Source organism: Actinoplanes ianthinogenes, assembly GCF_018324205.1.
Lineage (GTDB): Bacteria > Actinomycetota > Actinomycetes > Mycobacteriales > Micromonosporaceae > Actinoplanes > Actinoplanes ianthinogenes.
Genome location: NZ_AP023356.1, coordinates 8179548 through 8197179 on the forward strand (window position 1 = coordinate 8179548; position 17632 = coordinate 8197179).

The 17632-nt window shown below is 71.9% G+C and carries 12 protein-coding genes; 6 read left to right on the forward strand and 6 right to left on the reverse strand.

Features of this window, described 5'->3' with window-relative positions; genetic code table 11:
- Window positions 1-17: 17 nt before the first annotated feature.
- Both Aiant_RS46715 and Aiant_RS36800 read right to left on the reverse strand, forming a co-directional pair.
- A complete protein-coding gene (locus Aiant_RS46715; protein WP_280528222.1) occupies window positions 18-6470 on the reverse strand; it encodes an MMPL family transporter in 6453 nt (2150 codons plus the stop codon).
- Between the two features lie 9 nt (window positions 6471-6479).
- On the reverse strand, window positions 6480-7253 hold the full coding sequence (locus tag Aiant_RS36800) for a hypothetical protein (protein WP_189331639.1): 774 nt from the start codon (window positions 7251-7253) through the stop codon (window positions 6480-6482).
- Window positions 7254-7479: 226 nt separating this feature from the next.
- Here Aiant_RS36800 and Aiant_RS36805 point away from each other — a divergent pair, with 226 nt between their 5' ends.
- Window positions 7480-8055 carry an FKBP-type peptidyl-prolyl cis-trans isomerase gene (locus tag Aiant_RS36805; RefSeq protein WP_189331638.1) on the forward strand — a complete coding sequence of 192 codons (576 nt, stop codon included), beginning with the start codon at window positions 7480-7482 and terminating at the stop codon, window positions 8053-8055.
- A 6-nt stretch (window positions 8056-8061) separates the two neighbouring features.
- Here the strand turns inward: Aiant_RS36805 and yaaA are convergent, their stop codons facing one another.
- Both yaaA and Aiant_RS36815 read right to left on the reverse strand, forming a co-directional pair.
- Window positions 8062-8871: a peroxide stress protein YaaA gene (gene yaaA / locus Aiant_RS36810; RefSeq protein ID WP_189331637.1), complete on the reverse strand. Its 810-nt coding sequence runs from the start codon at window positions 8869-8871 to the stop codon at window positions 8062-8064.
- Between the two features lie 9 nt (window positions 8872-8880).
- On the reverse strand, window positions 8881-9243 hold the full coding sequence (locus Aiant_RS36815) for an STAS domain-containing protein (RefSeq protein WP_189331636.1): 363 nt from the start codon (window positions 9241-9243) through the stop codon (window positions 8881-8883).
- Between the two features lie 117 nt (window positions 9244-9360).
- Here Aiant_RS36815 and Aiant_RS36820 point away from each other — a divergent pair, with 117 nt between their 5' ends.
- Both Aiant_RS36820 and Aiant_RS36825 read left to right on the forward strand, forming a co-directional pair.
- Complete coding sequence (locus Aiant_RS36820) at window positions 9361-9828, forward strand: hypothetical protein (RefSeq protein ID WP_189331635.1); 468 nt, start codon at window positions 9361-9363, stop codon at window positions 9826-9828.
- Window positions 9828-10052, forward strand: coding sequence for a helix-turn-helix transcriptional regulator (locus tag Aiant_RS36825; RefSeq protein WP_189331634.1), 225 nt, complete (start codon window positions 9828-9830; stop codon window positions 10050-10052). Before Aiant_RS36820 ends, Aiant_RS36825 begins: the two co-directional genes overlap by 1 nt.
- On the opposite strand, the gene Aiant_RS36830 is transcribed toward Aiant_RS36825, so the two are convergent.
- On the reverse strand, window positions 10031-10624 hold the full coding sequence (locus tag Aiant_RS36830) for a TetR/AcrR family transcriptional regulator (protein WP_189331633.1): 594 nt from the start codon (window positions 10622-10624) through the stop codon (window positions 10031-10033). The genes Aiant_RS36825 and Aiant_RS36830 overlap by 22 nt on opposite strands.
- A gap of 52 nt (window positions 10625-10676) precedes the next feature.
- Here Aiant_RS36830 and Aiant_RS36835 point away from each other — a divergent pair, with 52 nt between their 5' ends.
- Entirely contained in the window at window positions 10677-11462 is a 786-nt protein-coding gene (locus Aiant_RS36835) for a class I SAM-dependent methyltransferase (protein WP_189331632.1), read from the forward strand.
- A 315-nt stretch (window positions 11463-11777) separates the two neighbouring features.
- On the opposite strand, the gene Aiant_RS36840 is transcribed toward Aiant_RS36835, so the two are convergent.
- Window positions 11778-13442, reverse strand: coding sequence for a copper resistance CopC/CopD family protein (locus tag Aiant_RS36840; RefSeq protein WP_229830267.1), 1665 nt, complete (start codon window positions 13440-13442; stop codon window positions 11778-11780).
- An 84-nt stretch (window positions 13443-13526) separates the two neighbouring features.
- Between Aiant_RS36840 and pgm the strand changes: the two genes are divergently transcribed.
- Both pgm and Aiant_RS36850 read left to right on the forward strand, forming a co-directional pair.
- Window positions 13527-15167, forward strand: a complete 1641-nt coding sequence (gene pgm, locus Aiant_RS36845; RefSeq protein WP_189331631.1) for a phosphoglucomutase (alpha-D-glucose-1,6-bisphosphate-dependent) — start codon at window positions 13527-13529, stop codon at window positions 15165-15167.
- Between the two features lie 45 nt (window positions 15168-15212).
- Window positions 15213-17525: a putative bifunctional diguanylate cyclase/phosphodiesterase gene (locus tag Aiant_RS36850; RefSeq protein ID WP_189331630.1), complete on the forward strand. Its 2313-nt coding sequence runs from the start codon at window positions 15213-15215 to the stop codon at window positions 17523-17525.
- Window positions 17526-17632 lie beyond the last annotated feature (107 nt).

Below are 17632 nucleotides of genomic sequence, written 5' to 3' on the forward strand. Positions count from 1 at the left end.
CGTTGTTGATCTTTCCGTCACGACGCGGTCGGATCCGGGTCGGCCTCCCGGAGGTCGGGGGTCGTGGGGCCGCCGTTGGTGGGGCGGTCACCGCCCGGAGCGCCGGTGGCCGGGCCGTTGTTGGCGGGGCGTGCGCGGTTCGGGTCGGGGAAGTGGTCGGCCAGGGTGGCGGGGCGACGGGTGGTCGCCGGGGGTTCGCCCGCGTTCAGCCAGTCGCTGAGGCTCTGCGGTCGCGGTCCGGCGGAGCTGACCGGGCGGTTGTCGCCGATCGGGAGGTCGCCGAGGCTCTGCGGTCGCGGTCCCGCCGAACCGGCCGGCCGGTTGTTGTGCGGGGTGATCTGGTGGTTCTCGCCGGTCACCCAGTCGTCGAGACTCTGGGGGCGGGGCTGGGCGGGGTTGCCGTGCAGCCATTCGTCGAGCGTCTGCGGTCGCCGGCCCGGCGCGGAACTCACCGGGACCGAGCTGATCGGGGCCACGTCGTCGAGTGTCTGTGGTCGTCGTCCTGCCGCGGAACTCTCCGGGGCCGGGCTGGTAGGGGCCACGTCGTCGAGTGTCTGTGGTCGTCGTGCTGGCGCGGGGCTCTCCGGGGCCGGGCTGGTAGGGGCCACGTCGTCGAGTGTCTGTGGTCGTCGTGCTGGCGCGGGGCTCTCCGGGGCCGGGCTGGTAGGGGCCACGTCGTCGAGTGTCTGTGGTCGTCGTTCTGGCACGGAACTCACCGGGACCGAGCTGATCGGGGCCACGTCGTCGAGCGTGTGTGGTCGACGTCCTGCCGCGGGGCTCACCGGGGCGGAGCTGTCCGGGGCCACGCCGTTGAGCGTCAGCGGCCGGTGTCCGTGGTGGGACGCACCAGACGGCTGTTCCGCAGGCGTGGCCGGTTCGGCCTTCTCGTCCGCGTCTTCCGCAGCCGCGGCTGGTTCGGCGGCCGACTCTTCCGCAGCGCCGGCCGGTGGCTGGTCGCCGATGGAGATTTCTGTCGCGATGGTCGCTTCGTCTGCCGGTGTGGTTGCCGATTCCGGGTCAGCGTGACGTTCGGTGCCCTCCGCGCGGACGGAGGAGCCGGCCGGGATAGCGGCTGGTTCCTGGTCAGTGCTGGGTGCGGTGGCCGCCTCTTCCCCGCCAGCGGCTGGTCCCTGGTCGGTGGTGTATGCGGTGGGCGGCTGTTCCGCGTTGGCGGGCGGGGTGGCCGGTGTGGCGGCTGGTCCCTGGTTGGTGGTGTATGCGGTGGGCGGCTGTTCCGCGTTGGCGGGCGAGGTGGCCGCGGTGGCGGCTGGCTCCTGGTCGGTGGCGGATGCGGTGGCCGCCTCATCCATGACGGCAGGGGCGCGCTCTTCAGCGGCTGGTTTCTCGGCGGCCGGGTCAGCGGCAGTGGCGATGTCGGCCATCGGCGCGGGAGCGGCGTCCGGCGCAGGCGGTGCCTTTTCCGCGGCGGAGACTGCGAGTTCGTCGACTGGCTTGCTGACGGCATCCTCGGGTGTCGGCGCAGCCGACGCAGGGGTGCTCGGCCCCGTGGTGGTGGGTTCCGTGGTGGTCGGTCCCGTGGTGGCTGGTTCCGTGGTGGTCGGTCCCGCGGTAGCTGGTTCGGCGGTGGCTGGTTCCGTGGTGGTCGGTCCAGGGGTGCTCGGTCCCGCGGTAACTGGTTCCGCGGTGTTCGGTTCCGTGGTGGCCGGTCCAGGGGCGGTCGGTCCCGCAGTAACTGGTTCCGCGGTGGCTGGTTCGGCGGTGGCTGGCTCCGTGGCTTCGGCGGAGTTGGCGGCCTCCTCGGTGAGCACCGGCTCGATGCGGCGTCGGGGCGGAGTGGGGAAGTCGCCCAAGGTCGCCGGGCGGTTCTGGCGGTCGGCGGTCAGGTCCGGTTCGGGGGCGCGATCCCGGCCCGCAGGGGCCGGGGGCTTGGCGCCGAGCCAGTCGTCCAGAGTCTGCGGGCGACGAGGGGTCGGCCGCTCAGCGGTTCCGGATTTCGGCGTCCAGGCGGAGAAGGCCGAATCCGCCGGGGTGGTCGCCTCTGCCGAGACGGTTGGCACCGGGTCCACGGCGGTCGTCGGCTCGGGTTCGGTGGTCGGTTCGGATTCCGTGGCCACCTCCGCGGCGGCCGACCCTGTGGTGGGGAGGATCGTGGTCGGTCCGGTCAGCCAGGGGAAGTCGGAGACCGCGGTGTCGCTGGGTGCGTCGGTGGTGCCGACGATCCCAGCGATGCGGGGGTCGGACATCCAGGTGAACGCGTCGGCCACGGCCGCCGGAATGGCACTGACCGGTGCGGCACCCGTGAGCTCAACTTTGTCTTCCGAAGCTGCGGACCGCTCGTCGTGGACCGCGGGCACGGCCCCGGTGCTGATATCGGCGTTCCGGTCCGCCTCGGCAACGACGGTGGGCTCGGCGTCGTCGGGCGAGGGCTTAGTGTCGATATCGGCGTTCGGGCCCGCTCCGGCAACGACCGTGACTGTTGGCTTGGCGATCTCAGCCACGGGGATTGTGTCGTGCGCGCGTTCGGCCGCAGGGCTGGCTTCGGGGGCGATGCGAGGCTTCGCGGAATCGACGACTTCCGCGCCGGCGGCCAAGGTTGCCTCGACCTGGGCCCAGAGCGCGTCGCTGTCGAGGGGCTCGGACGGCTTCGCGTCGGAGGTCGGCGCTTCCTCGGCAGGGAGTCCCCGGTCCGGCTCGGGTTCTTGCTCAGTAGGTGTCGCGATCTGCGAACGAATCAGAGCCGCGATCGGAGGATCGGCGTCGTCGGCATCGGCGACGGCCTTGGTCGCCTCGGTCTCCGGGTTCTCCGCGACGGGCTCGATCGCCCCGACCTCGGGGGTCTCCGCGGTGGGCTTGGCGGCCTCGGCGTTGGCGGTGTCCGTGGTGGGCTCGGTCGCCTTGACGTTGGCGGTGTCCGCGACGGGCCCGATCGCCTGGGCGTTGGCGGTGTGCGTGACGGGTTCGGCCGCCTCGGCCTTCGCGGTGTCCGCGACGGGCTCGACCGACCTGACCGGCGCTGCCTCGCTGGGCCGCCCAGTTTCCGTGACCGATTCGAGGTTGGCTCGGTCGTTGAGGGACTCGGCGTCCCCGGCCGGCGAGACGGTTATTTCCGTCAAGTCGGATTTGTTGGGCTGGGTCGCCTCGGGCAACGAATCGGCCGGGTCGGTGATGGCCGGAGAGGCGCTGGTCGGTACTGACGCCTGAGTGACTTCGGATCGCTCGGAGCGGAGGTCGCCGGAGATGATCGGGAGGATCTGGGTCTGGTCCGCGGTGTTGTCGGGGTCTGTTGTCGCCCGCTTGGCGGCGGCCGGGGATGGACCGGAAACGATCGCTGAGGGTTCAAAACGTCGGTCGTCGGCATCGATCTCAGCGGCTGCGTCGCCGTCCGAGGACTTGACGGAACCGGAAACGCCGGCCGATGAGGACTCGACGGAAGCTCCGGCAGAGGGTGGCTCGGAGGAGTCACCCGAGGCGGATCCGACCGCAGACTCGGCTGAGGTGAGGTTGGCAGCAGAGAAGTCCGCGGAGGATTCGGCCGCCGGGAATTCGTCGGAGGAATCCGACGGGGACGAGCCACCCACGGACGACGACGCAGCGAAGGATCCGGGCGAGGACGAGCCGGCGGCGGACTCAAGCCGGGACGAGTCAGCGGCGGACTCGAGCGCCGATGACTCGGCGGAGGATTCGGTCGCGAGGGAGCCGGCGGCGTATTCGGATCGGGGTGACTCGGCGGAGGATCCGGCCGCGGGAGAGTCACCGGCGGTTTCGGATGGGGACGGGTCGTCGGTGGGGGATAGGGACGGCGACTCGGGGTCGGTTCCGGTCGTGGGAGAGTCGGCGGCGGTGTCGGATGGGGACGGGTCGTCGGTGGGGGATAGGGACGGCGACTCGGGGTCGGTTCCGGTCGTGGGAGAGTCGGCGGCGGTGTCGGATGGGGACGAGTGGTCGGTGGGGGATAGGGACGGCGATTCGGGGTCGGATTCGGTCGTGGGAGAGTCGGCGGCGGTGTCGGATGGGGACGAGTCGTCGGTGGGGGAGAGGGAGGACGACTCAGGGGCGGCGTCGGCGGTGGATTCGGATGGGGACGATTCGGCGGTGGAAGGGTCGTCCGCGGATTCGGACGACGAGTCGGCGGACGAATCGGTGAGGGAGTCCTCGTTCCAGACGATGATGGAGGTTTCGTCAGGGGCGGCGACCAGCGACTCCTCCACCGGCTTGATGATCGGCAGCACGGTGGTGTCGGCGTTCGAACCCGCCAGCGCCGCCGACCTGTGCGCCGCCACGGCCGCATAGTCCAGGATCTCGGTCTGGGCTTCGGCGGCTGAGGGCGTACCGGAAAGCGGCGGAAGCGGACCGGATGTGGGCAGCGGATCCGTGTGCTCGGCGAGCCCCGCCTTTTCCTGGAGGCGCCGCAGCGGCCCGGGCGCCCACCATGCCGCGTCCCCGAGCAGCGCCAGCGTCGCCGGGACCAGCAGCATCCGGACCACGGTCGCATCCAGCACCAGCGCGACGATCATGCCGACGCCGATGAAGCGCATCGTGCTGATCGCGGACAGGGCGAAGGCGCCGGTGACCACGATGAGCAGCAGCGCGGCGGCGCTGATCACGCGGCCGGTGCTGGTCAGGCCGGTGCTGACCGCCTCCTTGGTGGCGGCGCCGCGGGCGCGGGCCTCGACCATCCGGGACAGCAGGAACACCTCGTAGTCGGTGGAGAGGCCGAAGACGACGGCGGCCATCAGCACGACGATCCCGGCTTCCAGGGGCGCCGGGGTCACCGACAACCATCCCGCGCCGTGGCCCTGCTGGAACAGCCAGACGAGCACGCCGAAGGTGGCGCTCAGGCTCAGCGCGCTCATGATCACCGCCTTGATCGGCAGCAGGACCGAGCCGAAGGCGAGGAACATCAGCAGCAGGGTCGCCCCGGCCAGCAGGCCGATCATCAGCGGCAGCTGGTCGGCGATCGCGTCCAGGCTGTCGACGTTGCGGGCGGTGACGCCGCCGACCAGGATCTCGCCGCCGGCCGGGGCGGGCAGCGCGCGGATCGCGTCGACCACCTGCCTGGCCTCGGCGCTGAACGAGTCGGTGCTGGTCAGCGCCGCGTTGAAGACCGTGACGCCGGTCGCCGAGCCGGCCGGGTCGACCGAGGCCACCCCGGGAATCTTGGTGATCTCGGTGGCGAGATCGCGCGCCGAGGAGGCGGGGCCGCGCACCACCACCTGGACGCCGTCGCTGCTGAACTGCGGGTACGACGTCTTGAGCGTCTCCACCGCGACCCGGGCCGGGTCACCGGCGGGCAGTACGCGCTCGTCGTTCTCGCCGAACCGGACGTCCTTGACCGGCAGGGCGAGCACGATCAGCCCGGCGAGGATCGGGATCGCCACCAGGATCGGGCGGCGCAGCACGAACGCGGCCAGCCCGCGCCAGCCGCGGCCCGGCTGGGCGGCCCGGAACGGCAGCCGGATGGGCAGCTTGTCGACGCGCGGGCCGAGGATCGCCAGGATCGCCGGGAGCAGCGTGAGCGAGAGCAGCATGGCGAGGAAGACGGCGGCGAGCCCGCCGTAGGCGAGCGACTTGAGGAAGCCCTGCGGGAAGAGCAGGAGGGTGGCGAGCGCGGTCATCAGCAGCGTCGCGGAGAAGACGACGGTACGCCCGGCCGTGGCCACCGTCCGCCGCACCGCCTCCGCCGGATCGTGCCCGGCGGCCTGCTCCTCCCGGAACCGCCCGACCATGAACAGCCCGTAGTCGATCGCCATGCCGAGCCCGAGCAGGCTGGCCACGTTCACCGCGAACGAGTTCACCTCGGTGCCGAGCGCGATCGCGTGCAGCACGCCCAGCGAGCCGAGCACCGCCGCGCCACCGACCAGCACCGGCAGCGACGCCGCGACCAGCGAGCCGAAGATGAACAGCAGCAGGATCAGCACCACCGGCATCGAGATCAGCTCGGCGAACCCGAGGTCGTCGGTGGAGCGCTGGTTGGAGGCGTGGGTGAGCGGGATGCTGCCGGCCAGCTGCACGGTGGCGCCGTCGACGGCGAAACGGTCCTCGATCGCGGCGTACGCGTCGGTCTTCGCCGCCGGGTCGTCCCCGGCCAGGGTGATCACCGCGACCGCGCTGGACTTGTCCTCGGCGGCGTACGCCGGATTCTTCTTGTCCCAGTACGACGCACTCGCGGTCACCGCGTCCGCGGGCAGCGACGACAGCCGCTCCTTGATCCGCTTGGTGAGCGCGGCGTCGGTGATCGGGGTGCCCCGCACCGGGGTGTAGATGGCGATGACGTCGCCGCCCTGCCCGCCGATCGCCTGGGCGACCACGTCGGCGGCCCGGCCCGACTCGCTCGTGGGATCGGCGTAGCCACCCTCGGTGAGCTGCCCGAAAACGCCCATGCCCCAGAGCCCGGCGCCAAGAACCGCCACGAGCGTGGCGACCAGCACCGGCCAGCGGAGGCGGGCGACCCGCGATCCCCAGCCCGCGAACACCCTGTTCCCCTTTCCCGGCACCGGCCGGTTAGTCACCAAAAATGCTTAAAAAAGAGTCGCTGCCTGGAGGGCGACCCCGCCGCAGTCCGCGTCGAACGACTCGTCCGTGATCCACTCGATGGAGAGCTTGCCGGGCTTGGTGGCCTGGTAACCGATGGTGTACTTGGCGGTCTGCAGGGAACGTCCGCGCTGGACCATCTCCGAGGTGACCGTCTCGCCGCCGCTGGACAGCTTGAGTTTCAGCCGACCCCGGGCGCCGGACACGCCCAGGTAGAGCCGCAGCCGCATCGGGTTCGTGGTGGCCGGCGCGGAGAGCGTGAACCCGTTGCCCTCCCCGCAGGTACGCACCCCGCTGGTCGTCCCGCTGTTGCGGGGCTCCGGCGTCCCGCCGCTCCACCGGAACCGCTGCGGGCTGAGCGTGTGCCGCTCGCGGGGCGCGTCCGGAGTGCCCTCCAGGATCGCGAACCCGCCCTTGGCGCTGCGTTCCAGCGAGTAGGTGCCCGCCTCACCCCAGTGCACCCAGTCGATCGTGCCTTCGTCGGCGAGGTCGACGGTGTCCGGCACCTCGCCCTCCTCCACCACGATCGAGTTGACCGGGTCCGGGCTGGTCGAGATCGACGGGCTGGGCAGCGGGATCGGCAGCTGCTCCAGCGGGGGGTCGGTCACCTCGGCGACCGCCGGTGCGGGGCGCGCCGGGCCGTCCGAACGGCTGGCGCGCACGACCAGGCCGACGGCGACCACGACGAGCACGCCGACCAGGATCACCACGGCCGGGCCGAGGTGATCCCGCCAGCGAGGTTCGCCGGGTTCCAGCAGCACATTCGGCACCGGGGGGCGTCGACGGCGCAACGGTTCTCCAGACTTTCGTTCGGGGAGGCGCTGAAACGATCTCATCTTCCCCCCGGCGGGTGAAGGGCGGGATCGGGTACGGCCCGTACGGTTGATCATCCGCATCGGCGATTCGGCGGAGGTTCTTCGCGGCATTGGTACCGGCTGCGAGTACGGTGTCCGGAGTTTCCGTTCTGATCACCAGAGGAGCTTGCGGATGACTGACCGGACCGTGGCGGCGAACAAGCGCCGTACCCAGGCCATCGCGGGTGGGGTGGCCGGCGCGCTCGTGTTCGTGGTGCTGGCCGTCATCTTCTTCGTGGTGCGCAACGGCGACGACGACAAGCAGGAGACGGCGTCCGCGCCCGCGGCGACGGCCGCCGCGCCGGAGCCCGCCACAAGCTCGGCGCCGGCCGCGGGCAGTGGTGCCGCCGCCTCCCTGTCGCCCGACCTGTCCAAGGAACCGGAGATCAAGCCGGGCACCGGCGGCCCGCTGACCAAACTGGTGATCACCCCGCTCGTGCCGGGCACCGGCCCGGTGGTCAAATCCGGTCAGACGGTGACCTTCAACTACAAGCTGATCCCCTACAAGGGCGGCGCCGTGATGGACTCCTCGTGGAGCCGCCACCAGCCGTTCACCTCGGTGATCGGGGCCGGCCAGCTGATCGCCGGCTGGGACCAGGGCATCCCGGGGCAGAAGGTGGGCAGCCGGATCCAGATGGACATCCCGGCCGCCCTCGCCTACAAGGATCAGGATCTCCGCTTCATCGTGGACATCCTGGACGCGCAGTAATCGTCGCTACAGTTCCGCGACGACGATGTCGAGCCGGCGGGGTCGCCCCGCCGGCTCCGGCGTCTCCTCGACCGTGAAGCCCAGGTCCCGCATCGCGATGATCAGCTCGTCCACCGACTCCGGCGACGCGCTCTCGGCCGCGAGCGCGCGCACCAGCCGCCCCTTGGTCGCCTTGTTGAAGTGGCTCACCACGGACCGTTTCGCCACCCCGCCGACCACCCGCTCGTGCAGCACCCGCAGTGCCGCGACGCGCCCCGCGACCTCGGCCGGCGGCGCCCACATCGCGGCGTAGGCGCCGGACCGCAGGTCGAGCACGGGTCCGCCGGCCGCCGCGCGATCGAGGGCCGTCCGCAAATTCTTCTTCCAGTACGCCGTGAGCCCGCCCACCGGAGCCGGCAGCGTGACGCCGACCGAGCAGCGATACGCCGGGATCCGGTCACCGAGGCGCACCACGCCCCACAGCCCGGAGAACACCACCGCGGTCTCGAACAGCCACTTGCGCGCCGGCTCGTCCAGCGTGCCGGCGTCGAGCGCCTCGTAGAGCACCCCGGTGTACACCTCGGCGGCCGGTGCCGCGGGCGCCGTCGGCAGCTCCGCGTTCCGCGCCAGCTCGCCCCGCTGCCCCTCGCTGAGCCCGAGCACGCTCAGCGAGTCGGCCACCGACCGCGCGCTGGTCCGCTTGCAGAGCGCCACCAGCCTGCTCTGCACCCGGCTGCGGGCGGTGCCCAGCTCGGGCAGCCAGAGGCCGGCGTGGTCGACCGGGTCCCCGGTGGTGGCCGGAGTCTTCCCCTCGGAGGGCGGCAACAGGATCAGCACGCCGCGACACTAGGGCATCGGGCGCGGTCTCATGTCGTCGGCGTGGCCGTTCAGGGCGTCGTCGACCGTCGCGTACACGCCGAGGCGACCGGCCAGCCCGAGCGTGTCGAGCAGGCGTTCCAGGAACTCGCCGGGACAGGCGAGCCGCAGCCAGCCGCCGGCGGCCCGGGCGCGGTTGTAGCCGACCACGAACGTGCTGAGCCCGATCGAGTCGCAGAACTCGACGCCGGCCAGGTCGATCACGATCCGCGGACGCGGGAGGGCGAGCACCTCGTCCAGCCGTTCGGCCAGCTCGGGAGCACTGTCCAGATCGAGATTGCCACGGACCTCCACGACGACGGCGCCGGCCCGGTGGACAAGCGAGACATCCATGCCCGGTGCTGTGCCCAGAAAGCGCTCCGCACTCACCTGCGCCGTGTTCGATGTCAAAGAAGTTTGACACGAGTGCTACCTTCGGGATGTCAAACATTTTTGACTTGGGGAGGGATCGTGGACGACGTCGACAGTGAACCGATGCGCACCACCACCGGGGAACGCCAGGTGTGGGTGGGTCTGGTCAACGTGGTGGTGGCCTCGGCGGTCTATTTCGCCTATCTGGCGCCCGAGGCGCGGAGTAACCCGATCGAGGACGTCGCCTGGTTCGGCCCGATGGTCTGGTCGATGGTCGCCGGCATCGTCGGGACCATCGTGGTGGCGATCGTGGTCGAGGTGGTGGTCGCGATCCGGCGCCGCAAGGAGGGCGCGGAGGTCGCGATCGACGTGCGGGACCGGGAGATCGGCCGGCGCGGCGGCCGCCTCGCGGTGCCGATCCTGGGCACCGGCATGATGGGCGCGCTGGTGCTGGCCGCGGCCGACGCCGACGGGTTCTGGATCGGCAACCTGGTCTTCGTGTGCGGCCTGCTCGCCACGCTGGTCGAGGCGGCGGCGAAGATCTACTACTACCGGCGCGGCTTCTGATGGCGCCGAAACCCACCAAGGTGACCAACCGGATCCGGGCCCTGCGCGCCGCGGCCGGCGGCATGACGCAGGCTGATCTGGCCCGGGAGCTGGGCGTCACCCGGCAGACCGTGATCGCCATCGAGCAGGGGAAGTACTCGCCGTCGCTGGAGCTGGCCTTCCAGATCGCCCGGCTGTTCCGGCAGCCCCTGGACGAGGTCTTTCAGTATGACGACGAGGCCTGACTGAGCACTGACGCCACCATCCGGTGCACCTGCTCCGGGCCGGGCCGCTCGCCGGTGCGGTCGGCGAAAAGCAGGTGGCCGGTGCCGATCAGCATCGCGGCGAGCACCTCCACCTCGGCGCCGGCCGGCACCCGGCCCAACTCCCGCTCGGCGGCCAGGTAACCGGCGATCATCTGGGCCGCCTCGGTGAGCACCGGCACCCCGGCCGGCCAGGTCCGCCGCAGCCGGGCCCGCAGCCCGTCGCGGAACGTGATCAGCGCGACGATCGCCACCGCCACCGACTCGAAGACCGCGGTGAGCGCTGTCGCCAGGTTGCCGGCCACGGTGCCGGTGCCGGCCGCCTCGCGCAACGCGACCGCCTCCGGGGCGAGCTGCTCGACCCGGTCCAGCACGTAGTCGGCGAGGAACGCGTCGAAGTCGTCGAAGTGCCGGTGCAGCACACCTTTGGCGCAGCCGGCCTCGGTGGTCACCGCCCGGCTGGTCAGCCCGCTCGGCCCGTCCCGCAGCAGGATCCGGTCGGCGGCCTCGAAGAGCTGGCGGCGCACGTCACGAAGGGCAACCCCGGTTGGCACCAGGCCAACCTACCGCCTTCCTTAGTGGGCGCTTGCCCACTAGAGTGGGCGCATGCCCACTCATCATCTTCGCCAAGCCGCGGAGTCGTTCGGCGTCGATGCCGGGCGCTACGACCGCACCCGCCCGCCCTATCCCGCCGAGCTGCTCCGGCGGATCCTCGACGCGTCACCCGGCCGCGCGGTGCTCGACGCCGGTTGCGGCACCGGCATCGAGGCCCGGCAGCTGCGCGAGCTCGGCTGCACGGTGCTCGGGGTCGAGCCGGATCCGCGGATGGCGGCGTTCGCCCGGTCCACCGGGATCGGAGTCGAGGTCGCGACGTTCGAGGCATGGGAGCCGGCCGGCCGCACGTTCGACCTGGTGGTGGCCGGGACGGCGTGGCACTGGATCGACCCGGAGGCCGGGGCGGCCAAGGCCGCGGCGGTGCTGCGCCCGGGCGGGCGGCTGGCGCCGTTCTGGCACACGTTCAAGCTGCCGGACGAGGTGGCGGCCGGGTTCGGTGAGGCGTATCGGCGGCTGGTGCCGGACTCGCCGTTCGCCTTCGCGCGGACGCCGCCCGGGTCGGCCCTGGACGGCTACCGGCCGATCCTGGACCAGGCGGCGGAGGGGATCCGGGCGACGGGGCGCTTCGGCGAGCCGGAGATCTGGCACGTCGACTGGGAGAGGGAGTACACCCGGGACGAATATCTGGACCAGATGCCGACCTCCGGCGCCCTGACCCGGGTGCCCCCGGACCGGCTCGCCGAGATCCTGGAGGCGACCGGCGCGGTGATCGACCGCCTCGGCGGCAGCTTCGTCATGCAGTACACCTCAGCAGCGGTCACCGCCGTCCGCCCCTAACCCAAGCTGGTCCCCACGGCCCTTTCCCAGCTCGGTATAGGGCCGTCAGTGCCAGCCGGGGTTGTCGGGCTGGTCCCCAGGGCCCTTTCCCAGCTCGGTATAGGGCCGTCAGGGCCAGCCGGGGGTTGTCGGGCTGGTCTGCAGGGCCCTTTCCCGGCTCGGAATAGGGCCGTCAGTGCCAGCCGGGGGTTGTCGGGCTGGTCTCCAGGGCCCTTTCCCGGCTCGGTATAGGGCCGTCAGTGCCAGCCGGGGGGTGTCGGGCTGGTCCCCACGGCCTCTTCCTGGCTGGGGATAGGGCCGCCAGGGCCAGCCGGGTTACGGCTTCGGGGGGACGGTGACCGTGGTCTTCACGGTGGCCCGGTTGAGGTCGTCGACCCGGATGGTGAAGGCGATCTCGTAGGTGCCCGGCAGCGGGAACGAGATCGAGCCCAGAGCGTGGTGCGGCGGGTCCAGGCCCAGCAGCGGCTCCTTCACCGCCTCCAGCCCCTGACCCGTCAACTGGGTGCTGACCTGCCACTCGGCCGGCGGCAGCGGCTTGCCCTCCGGCGTGTACAGGAACGCGTGCACCGTGTTGTACTCGCCCAGCTCCACCGGATAGATGTTGAACTGGAGCGTGTACAGCGGGCAGGTCAGCGTCTGCGACACCCCGGTGCCGGTGACCGCTCCGGCCTGGGCGCCCGCGGTCCGGCCCGGGTCGACCTGGACCAGGACCGCGCTCAGCGCCAGGATCACCGCGGTGGCGGCCACCTCGATGCCGACCGTGCGGCGCAGCCCGCTGCCGGACGCCGACCGGCGCACCAGGCGGCGGGCGACCGCGGCGGCGGCCAGCACCAGGACCAGGACGCCGAGCTTGACGAGCAGCAGGCGGCCGTACCCGGTCTGGACCAGCGCGGCCGGGGTGCCCACCTGGACCACCGCCTGCACGCTGCCGGCCAGGGCCAGCCAGATCACCGACAGGGCGGCCCAGCGGGACCAGACCGGCAGCAGCACGCCGAGCACCCGGCGGTCGGTGCCGCGCAGCAGGACGCCGATCAGCGTGACCAGGCCACCGATCCAGATGCCCATGGCGGCCAGGTGCACCACGCCGACCGTCACCGTGACGGCCGGCATCGGCGCGGCGATCGCGTGCCCGGTCAGCGGCCAGGTCGCCAGCCCGGCGATCCCCAAAATCAAGATCAAGATCCGATTCGGGTACGCCCGGAGCCGCCGTTTCTCGCCCGGCCGCAGCTGCCCGGCGAACAGGGCGCGCAGGGAGACCGCGAGGAGCGCCAGGATCGCGAGCCGGGCCAGCAGGATCAGCCCGAACGTGCTGGTGGCCACCTCACCCAGCTCACCGGCCGAGACCTGCCAGAGGGCGGCGCCGCTGCCCTGCTGCGCCTGGGTGCCCAGCGCGCCCAGGGTCGCCAGCGCGGTCAGCGCCATGCCGGTCCACACCAGCCGGATCGCGCCGGCCCGGGAACGGCGCCGGGGCCAGAGGAAGAGCAGGAACATGAGGGGACCCGTGATCAGCGTCAGACCGGCGTACCCCAGGAATTTGAACGTGGGGACAGCGGCCTTGACCGTGGGATCGGTCCCGATGGTGGCGGCGGCCTGCGGCCGCGCCGAGGGCGCCCCGACCGAGAAGGTGATCGCGCCGCCCACCGGATGGCTGTCCGCGGAGATCACCCGGAAGCTGATCAGGTAGGTGCCGAGCGGGTGCTCGGCGGTGCGCACCGGGATGTGCAGCACCGCGCCGCGGGCGGTGGCCAGGCCGGAGATGCGCTCGCCGTCCGGCGCCACCACCTGGATGTGCCCGCTGACCGGGGTGATCGTCTCGCTGAACGTGACGGTGACCTCGGTGGGGGAGCTGCCCACCACGCTGCCCGGCGCCGGGGACGAACCGACCGTGGCGGCGTGCGCGAGGGCCGGCTCCGGGATCGCCAGCAGTGCCCCGAGGGCTAGCACGAGCAGCACGAACAGGCGCGGAAGTTTCCCGGTCACGCAGGATAGTTCGGATGGGGGTGCGGAAAGGTTCAAGGAGTCCGCCGCTGGATACGATCCGGGAAACCCCGAGGAGGCCACGCTATGTCCGTCCACGCCCGTGCCGGCAAGCCCGCCGAGCCGTCCGATCTGATCGACGTGCCGAAGGTGATCTCCCGGTACTACACCGAGCACCCGGATCCGGCCGAGGTGGCCCAGCGGGTCGCGTTCGGCACCTCCGGGCACCGCGGGTCGAGCCTGAACACCGCGTTCAACGAGGATCACATCGCGGCGACCAGCCAGGCGATCGTCGAGTACCGGCGGGAGCAGGGCACCGAGGGCCCTCTCTTCCTGGGCCGCGACACGCACGCGCTGAGCGAGCCGGCGCAGGTGACCGCGCTGGAGGTGTTCGCCGCCAACGGCGTCATGGTGCTGATCGACAGCCGGGACGGGTACACCCCGACCCCGGCCGTCTCTCACGCTATTCTCACCTTTAATACGAAAAATCGTGCCAAAGCGGATGGCGTGGTGGTCACCCCCTCGCACAACCCACCGGCCGACGGCGGCTTCAAGTACAACCCGCCGAACGGCGGCCCCGCCGACACCGACGCCACCCGGTGGATCCAGGACCGGGCGAACGAGCTGATCGCCGGCGGCCTCAAGGACGTCCGCCGGGTCAGCGCCGCGCGGGCCCGCGAGTCGGCCTCCGTCTCCGGCTACGACTTCCTCGGCACCTACGTCGACGACCTGCCCTCGGTGGTCGACATCGAGGCGATCCGTGCCGCCGGGGTCCGGATCGGCGCCGACCCGCTCGGTGGCGCCAGCGTCGCGTACTGGGGTGAGATCGCCGACCGGCACGGCCTGGACCTGACCGTGGTCAACCCGACGGTCGACCCGCGGTTCGGCTTCATGACCCTGGACTGGGACGGCAAGATCCGGATGGACTGCTCCTCGCCGTACGCGATGGCGTCCCTGATCGAGCAGAAGGACCGCTTCCAGATCGCCACCGGCAACGACGCCGACGCCGACCGGCACGGCATCGTCACCCCGGACGGCGGGCTGATGAACCCGAACCACTACCTCGCCGTCGCCATCGACTATCTCTACCGCGTGCGCGACGGCTGGCGGGCCGACGCCGGCATCGGCAAGACCCTGGTCTCCTCCTCGATGATCGACCGGGTCGCCGCCGACCTGGGCCGCAAGCTGATCGAGGTGCCGGTCGGCTTCAAGTGGTTCGTGCCCGGCCTGCTGGACGCGTCGATCGGGTTCGGCGGCGAGGAGAGCGCCGGCGCCTCGTTCCTGCGCCGCGACGGCGGGGCGTGGAGCACCGACAAGGACGGCATCCTGCTCGACCTGCTCGCCTCGGAGATCATCGCGGTGACCGGGAAGACGCCCAGCGAGCACTACCGTGCGCTGGCGGCGCGCTTCGGCGAGCCGGCCTACGCCCGGATCGACGCGCCGGCCACCCGCGAGGAGAAGGCCGTCCTCGGCAAGCTGTCGCCGGAGCAGGTGACCGCGACGGAGCTGGCCGGCGAGCCGATCACGGCGGTGCTGACCAGCGCGCCCGGCAACGGGGCGGCGATCGGCGGGCTCAAGGTGGTGACCGGCAACGGCTGGTTCGCGGCCCGCCCGTCCGGCACCGAGGACGTCTACAAGATCTACGCCGAGTCGTTCCACGGCCCGGACCACCTGGCCCGGATCCAGGAGGAGGCGCGCGCGGTGGTGTCCGCCGCTTTGCGGGGCTGACATTCGGCTCAGGTTCGGCCCGGGGCGGCCGACTGGTAAGCCATCATGAGCGGACGCGAGACTGCCGGCGACCGGCTACGACCCGGTGGGCTCGCGCCCGCCGTGGTCGCGCTCGTCGCCACCGTGGCGGTGCTGATCTGGTTGCTGCTCGGCGCGCCCGGCAGCCTGTACCTGGGCTACGCCGGCGCCCCGATCGCGATGGTCCCGGCGGTGCTCGCCTGCCGGCGGATCGGCTCGCAGGTGCGGCTGCCGCCCCCGGTCCGCTCGTTCTGGCGGCAGATCCAGCTGGCCTGCACGTTCCTGCTGGCCGGCTCGGTGATCGCGCTGTTCCGGGCGAACAACAACACCGGGATGTCGCCGTATGTCGGCGTCCCGCTGCTGCTCGGCATCCTGCTGCTGATGGTCGCCTTCCTGCGCCTGCCGATCGGCGAGCGCACCCCGCTCGGCTGGTGCCGGGCGCTGCTGGACGGCGCCACCGTCGCCGTCGCCAGCACCCTCATCTTCTGGTACGTCGTGCTGGACCTGGCTCCGGCCGGGACCTCGCTGGTCGCCCGGGTGGCCGCCGCGGTGCTCGGCGTCGGTGGCGTGCTGCTGCTCGTGGTGATCGGCAAGGCGGCCGCGGCGCCGAAGGCCACCGTCCACCCGGTCTCGCTGCGCCTGCTCACCGTCGCCCCGCTGTCCGACATCGCCGGCACCATCCTGCTGATCGCCGGCCCGGCCTGGGGCCGCCTGGCGCTCTCCGTGCTGGCGCTCCCGCTGGTCGGCGTGGCCGCGGCGTGCGCCGCGCTCGTCCAGCAGCGCTCATGCGAAGCGACCGAGCGCCCGGCCGTCGGCGGGGCCGGCCGTTCCGTCTTCAACCTGCTCCCGTTCGTCGCGGTCACCGCCGCCGCCGTCCTGGTGATCAGCGTCAGCTCCCAGGAGATGAGCGCCCGGCAGCGCACCGTGATCATCGGCGCCGTGCTGATCGCCGGCTTCGTGGTCGCCCGCCAGCTGCTCAGCCTGCGCGAGAACGCCGTCGCGCTGCGCGGCATCCGGCAGCAGCAGGACGAGCTGGAACGGCTCGCGCTCAGCGACAGCCTGACCGGCCTGCCCAACCGCACCAAGTTCGGCGTCGCCCTCGCCGAGCGGATCGACGCGCGCGAGCCGGCCACCGCGCTGCTCATCGACGTCGACGACTTCAAGATGATCAACGACACGCTCGGCCCGGCCGCCGGCGACCAGCTGCTCTACCACGTCGCGCAGCGGCTGCGGCAGCACTGCCTGCCCGGGGAGCTGCCGGCCCGGCTCGGCGGCGACGAGTTCGCCGTGCTGCTGCCGACCGACGAGCCGGCCGAGGCGGAGACGGCCGCCGCCCGGCTGCTGGCCGCGCTCGGCGATCCGTTCCGGGTCGGCGACCAGCACCTGCTGCTGCACGCCAGCGCCGGCATCGCGGTGGCCGGCACCGGCGAGAGCGCCGACGAGGTGCAGCGCAACGCGGACATCGCGATGTATGCCGCCAAGGAGTCCGGCAAGGCGTCCTGGGTACGTTTCGAACCGCGGATGCGGCAGGACATGGTGCACCACGCCCGGCTGGCCAGCGAGCTGCACAACGCGATCGTCCGCGACGAGCTGCGCCTGGTCTACCAGCCGGTGTTCGACCTGGTCACCGGCCGGCTCGCGGGCGCCGAGGCGCTGGTCCGCTGGCAGCACCCGACTCGCGGCTTCGTCTCGCCCGGCGACTTCATCCCGGTCGCCGAGCGCTCCGGCCTGATCGTCCCGCTCGGCGCCTGGGTGCTCCGCGAGGCCTGCTCGCAGCTGTCCCGCTGGCGTGCCGAGTTCGGCGACGGCGCCATCGAGTCGATCAACGTGAACGTCGCGGTCCGGCAGCTGCGCGAGACCGGCTTCGTCGACGAGGTCGCCGCGGTCCTCAGCGAGAACGGCCTGACCTCCCAGCACCTGATCCTCGAGGTGACCGAGTCGTCGGTGGTCGACGGCTGGCAGGTCCGCGACACCCTCCGGGCGCTGCACGAGATGGGCGTCCGGCTGGCCCTGGACGACTTCGGCACCGGGCAGTCGTCGCTCAGCCTGCTCCGCGAGTTCCCCGTCGACGTGCTCAAACTGGACAAGTCGTTCGTCGACGGGATCGCCTCGGGTGCCGACCGCGGACGGCTCGCGGTCGCCGCGGCGGTCGCGCAGCTTGCGGAATACTTGCAGCTCAAGGCGGTTGCGGAGGGGATCGAGAACGCGGAGCAGATGGAGCGGCTGCGGGAGATGGGTTACCGCTACGGCCAGGGGTATTTCATGGCCAAGCCGCTGTCGCCCGCGGACTGCGGCGCGCTGATGTCCGCCGCGCCCGTCCAGGTGGTCTCACCCGCCTGAAGATCTTCATTGACGCGGGTCCGCTTCGGTGCGGATCGCATGCTCCCGCGCGGGCCGAGGGCGGCGATCTGGCCGCTGGCGCGTCCAAACCAATCGCCGCCCTCTTC

Coding starts and splice junctions, on each gene's coding strand:
- Aiant_RS36835 (WP_189331632.1), top strand. CDS start 10,677: ATGCCCACTCATCATCTTCGCCAAGCCGCGGAGTCGTTCGGCGTCGAT.
- pgm (WP_189331631.1), top strand. CDS start 13,527: ATGTCCGTCCACGCCCGTGCCGGCAAGCCCGCCGAGCCGTCCGATCTG.
- Aiant_RS36815 (WP_189331636.1), bottom strand. CDS start 9,243: ATGGATGTCTCGCTTGTCCACCGGGCCGGCGCCGTCGTCGTGGAGGTC.
- Aiant_RS36825 (WP_189331634.1), top strand. CDS start 9,828: ATGGCGCCGAAACCCACCAAGGTGACCAACCGGATCCGGGCCCTGCGC.
- Aiant_RS36850 (WP_189331630.1), top strand. CDS start 15,213: ATGAGCGGACGCGAGACTGCCGGCGACCGGCTACGACCCGGTGGGCTC.
- Aiant_RS36805 (WP_189331638.1), top strand. CDS start 7,480: ATGACTGACCGGACCGTGGCGGCGAACAAGCGCCGTACCCAGGCCATC.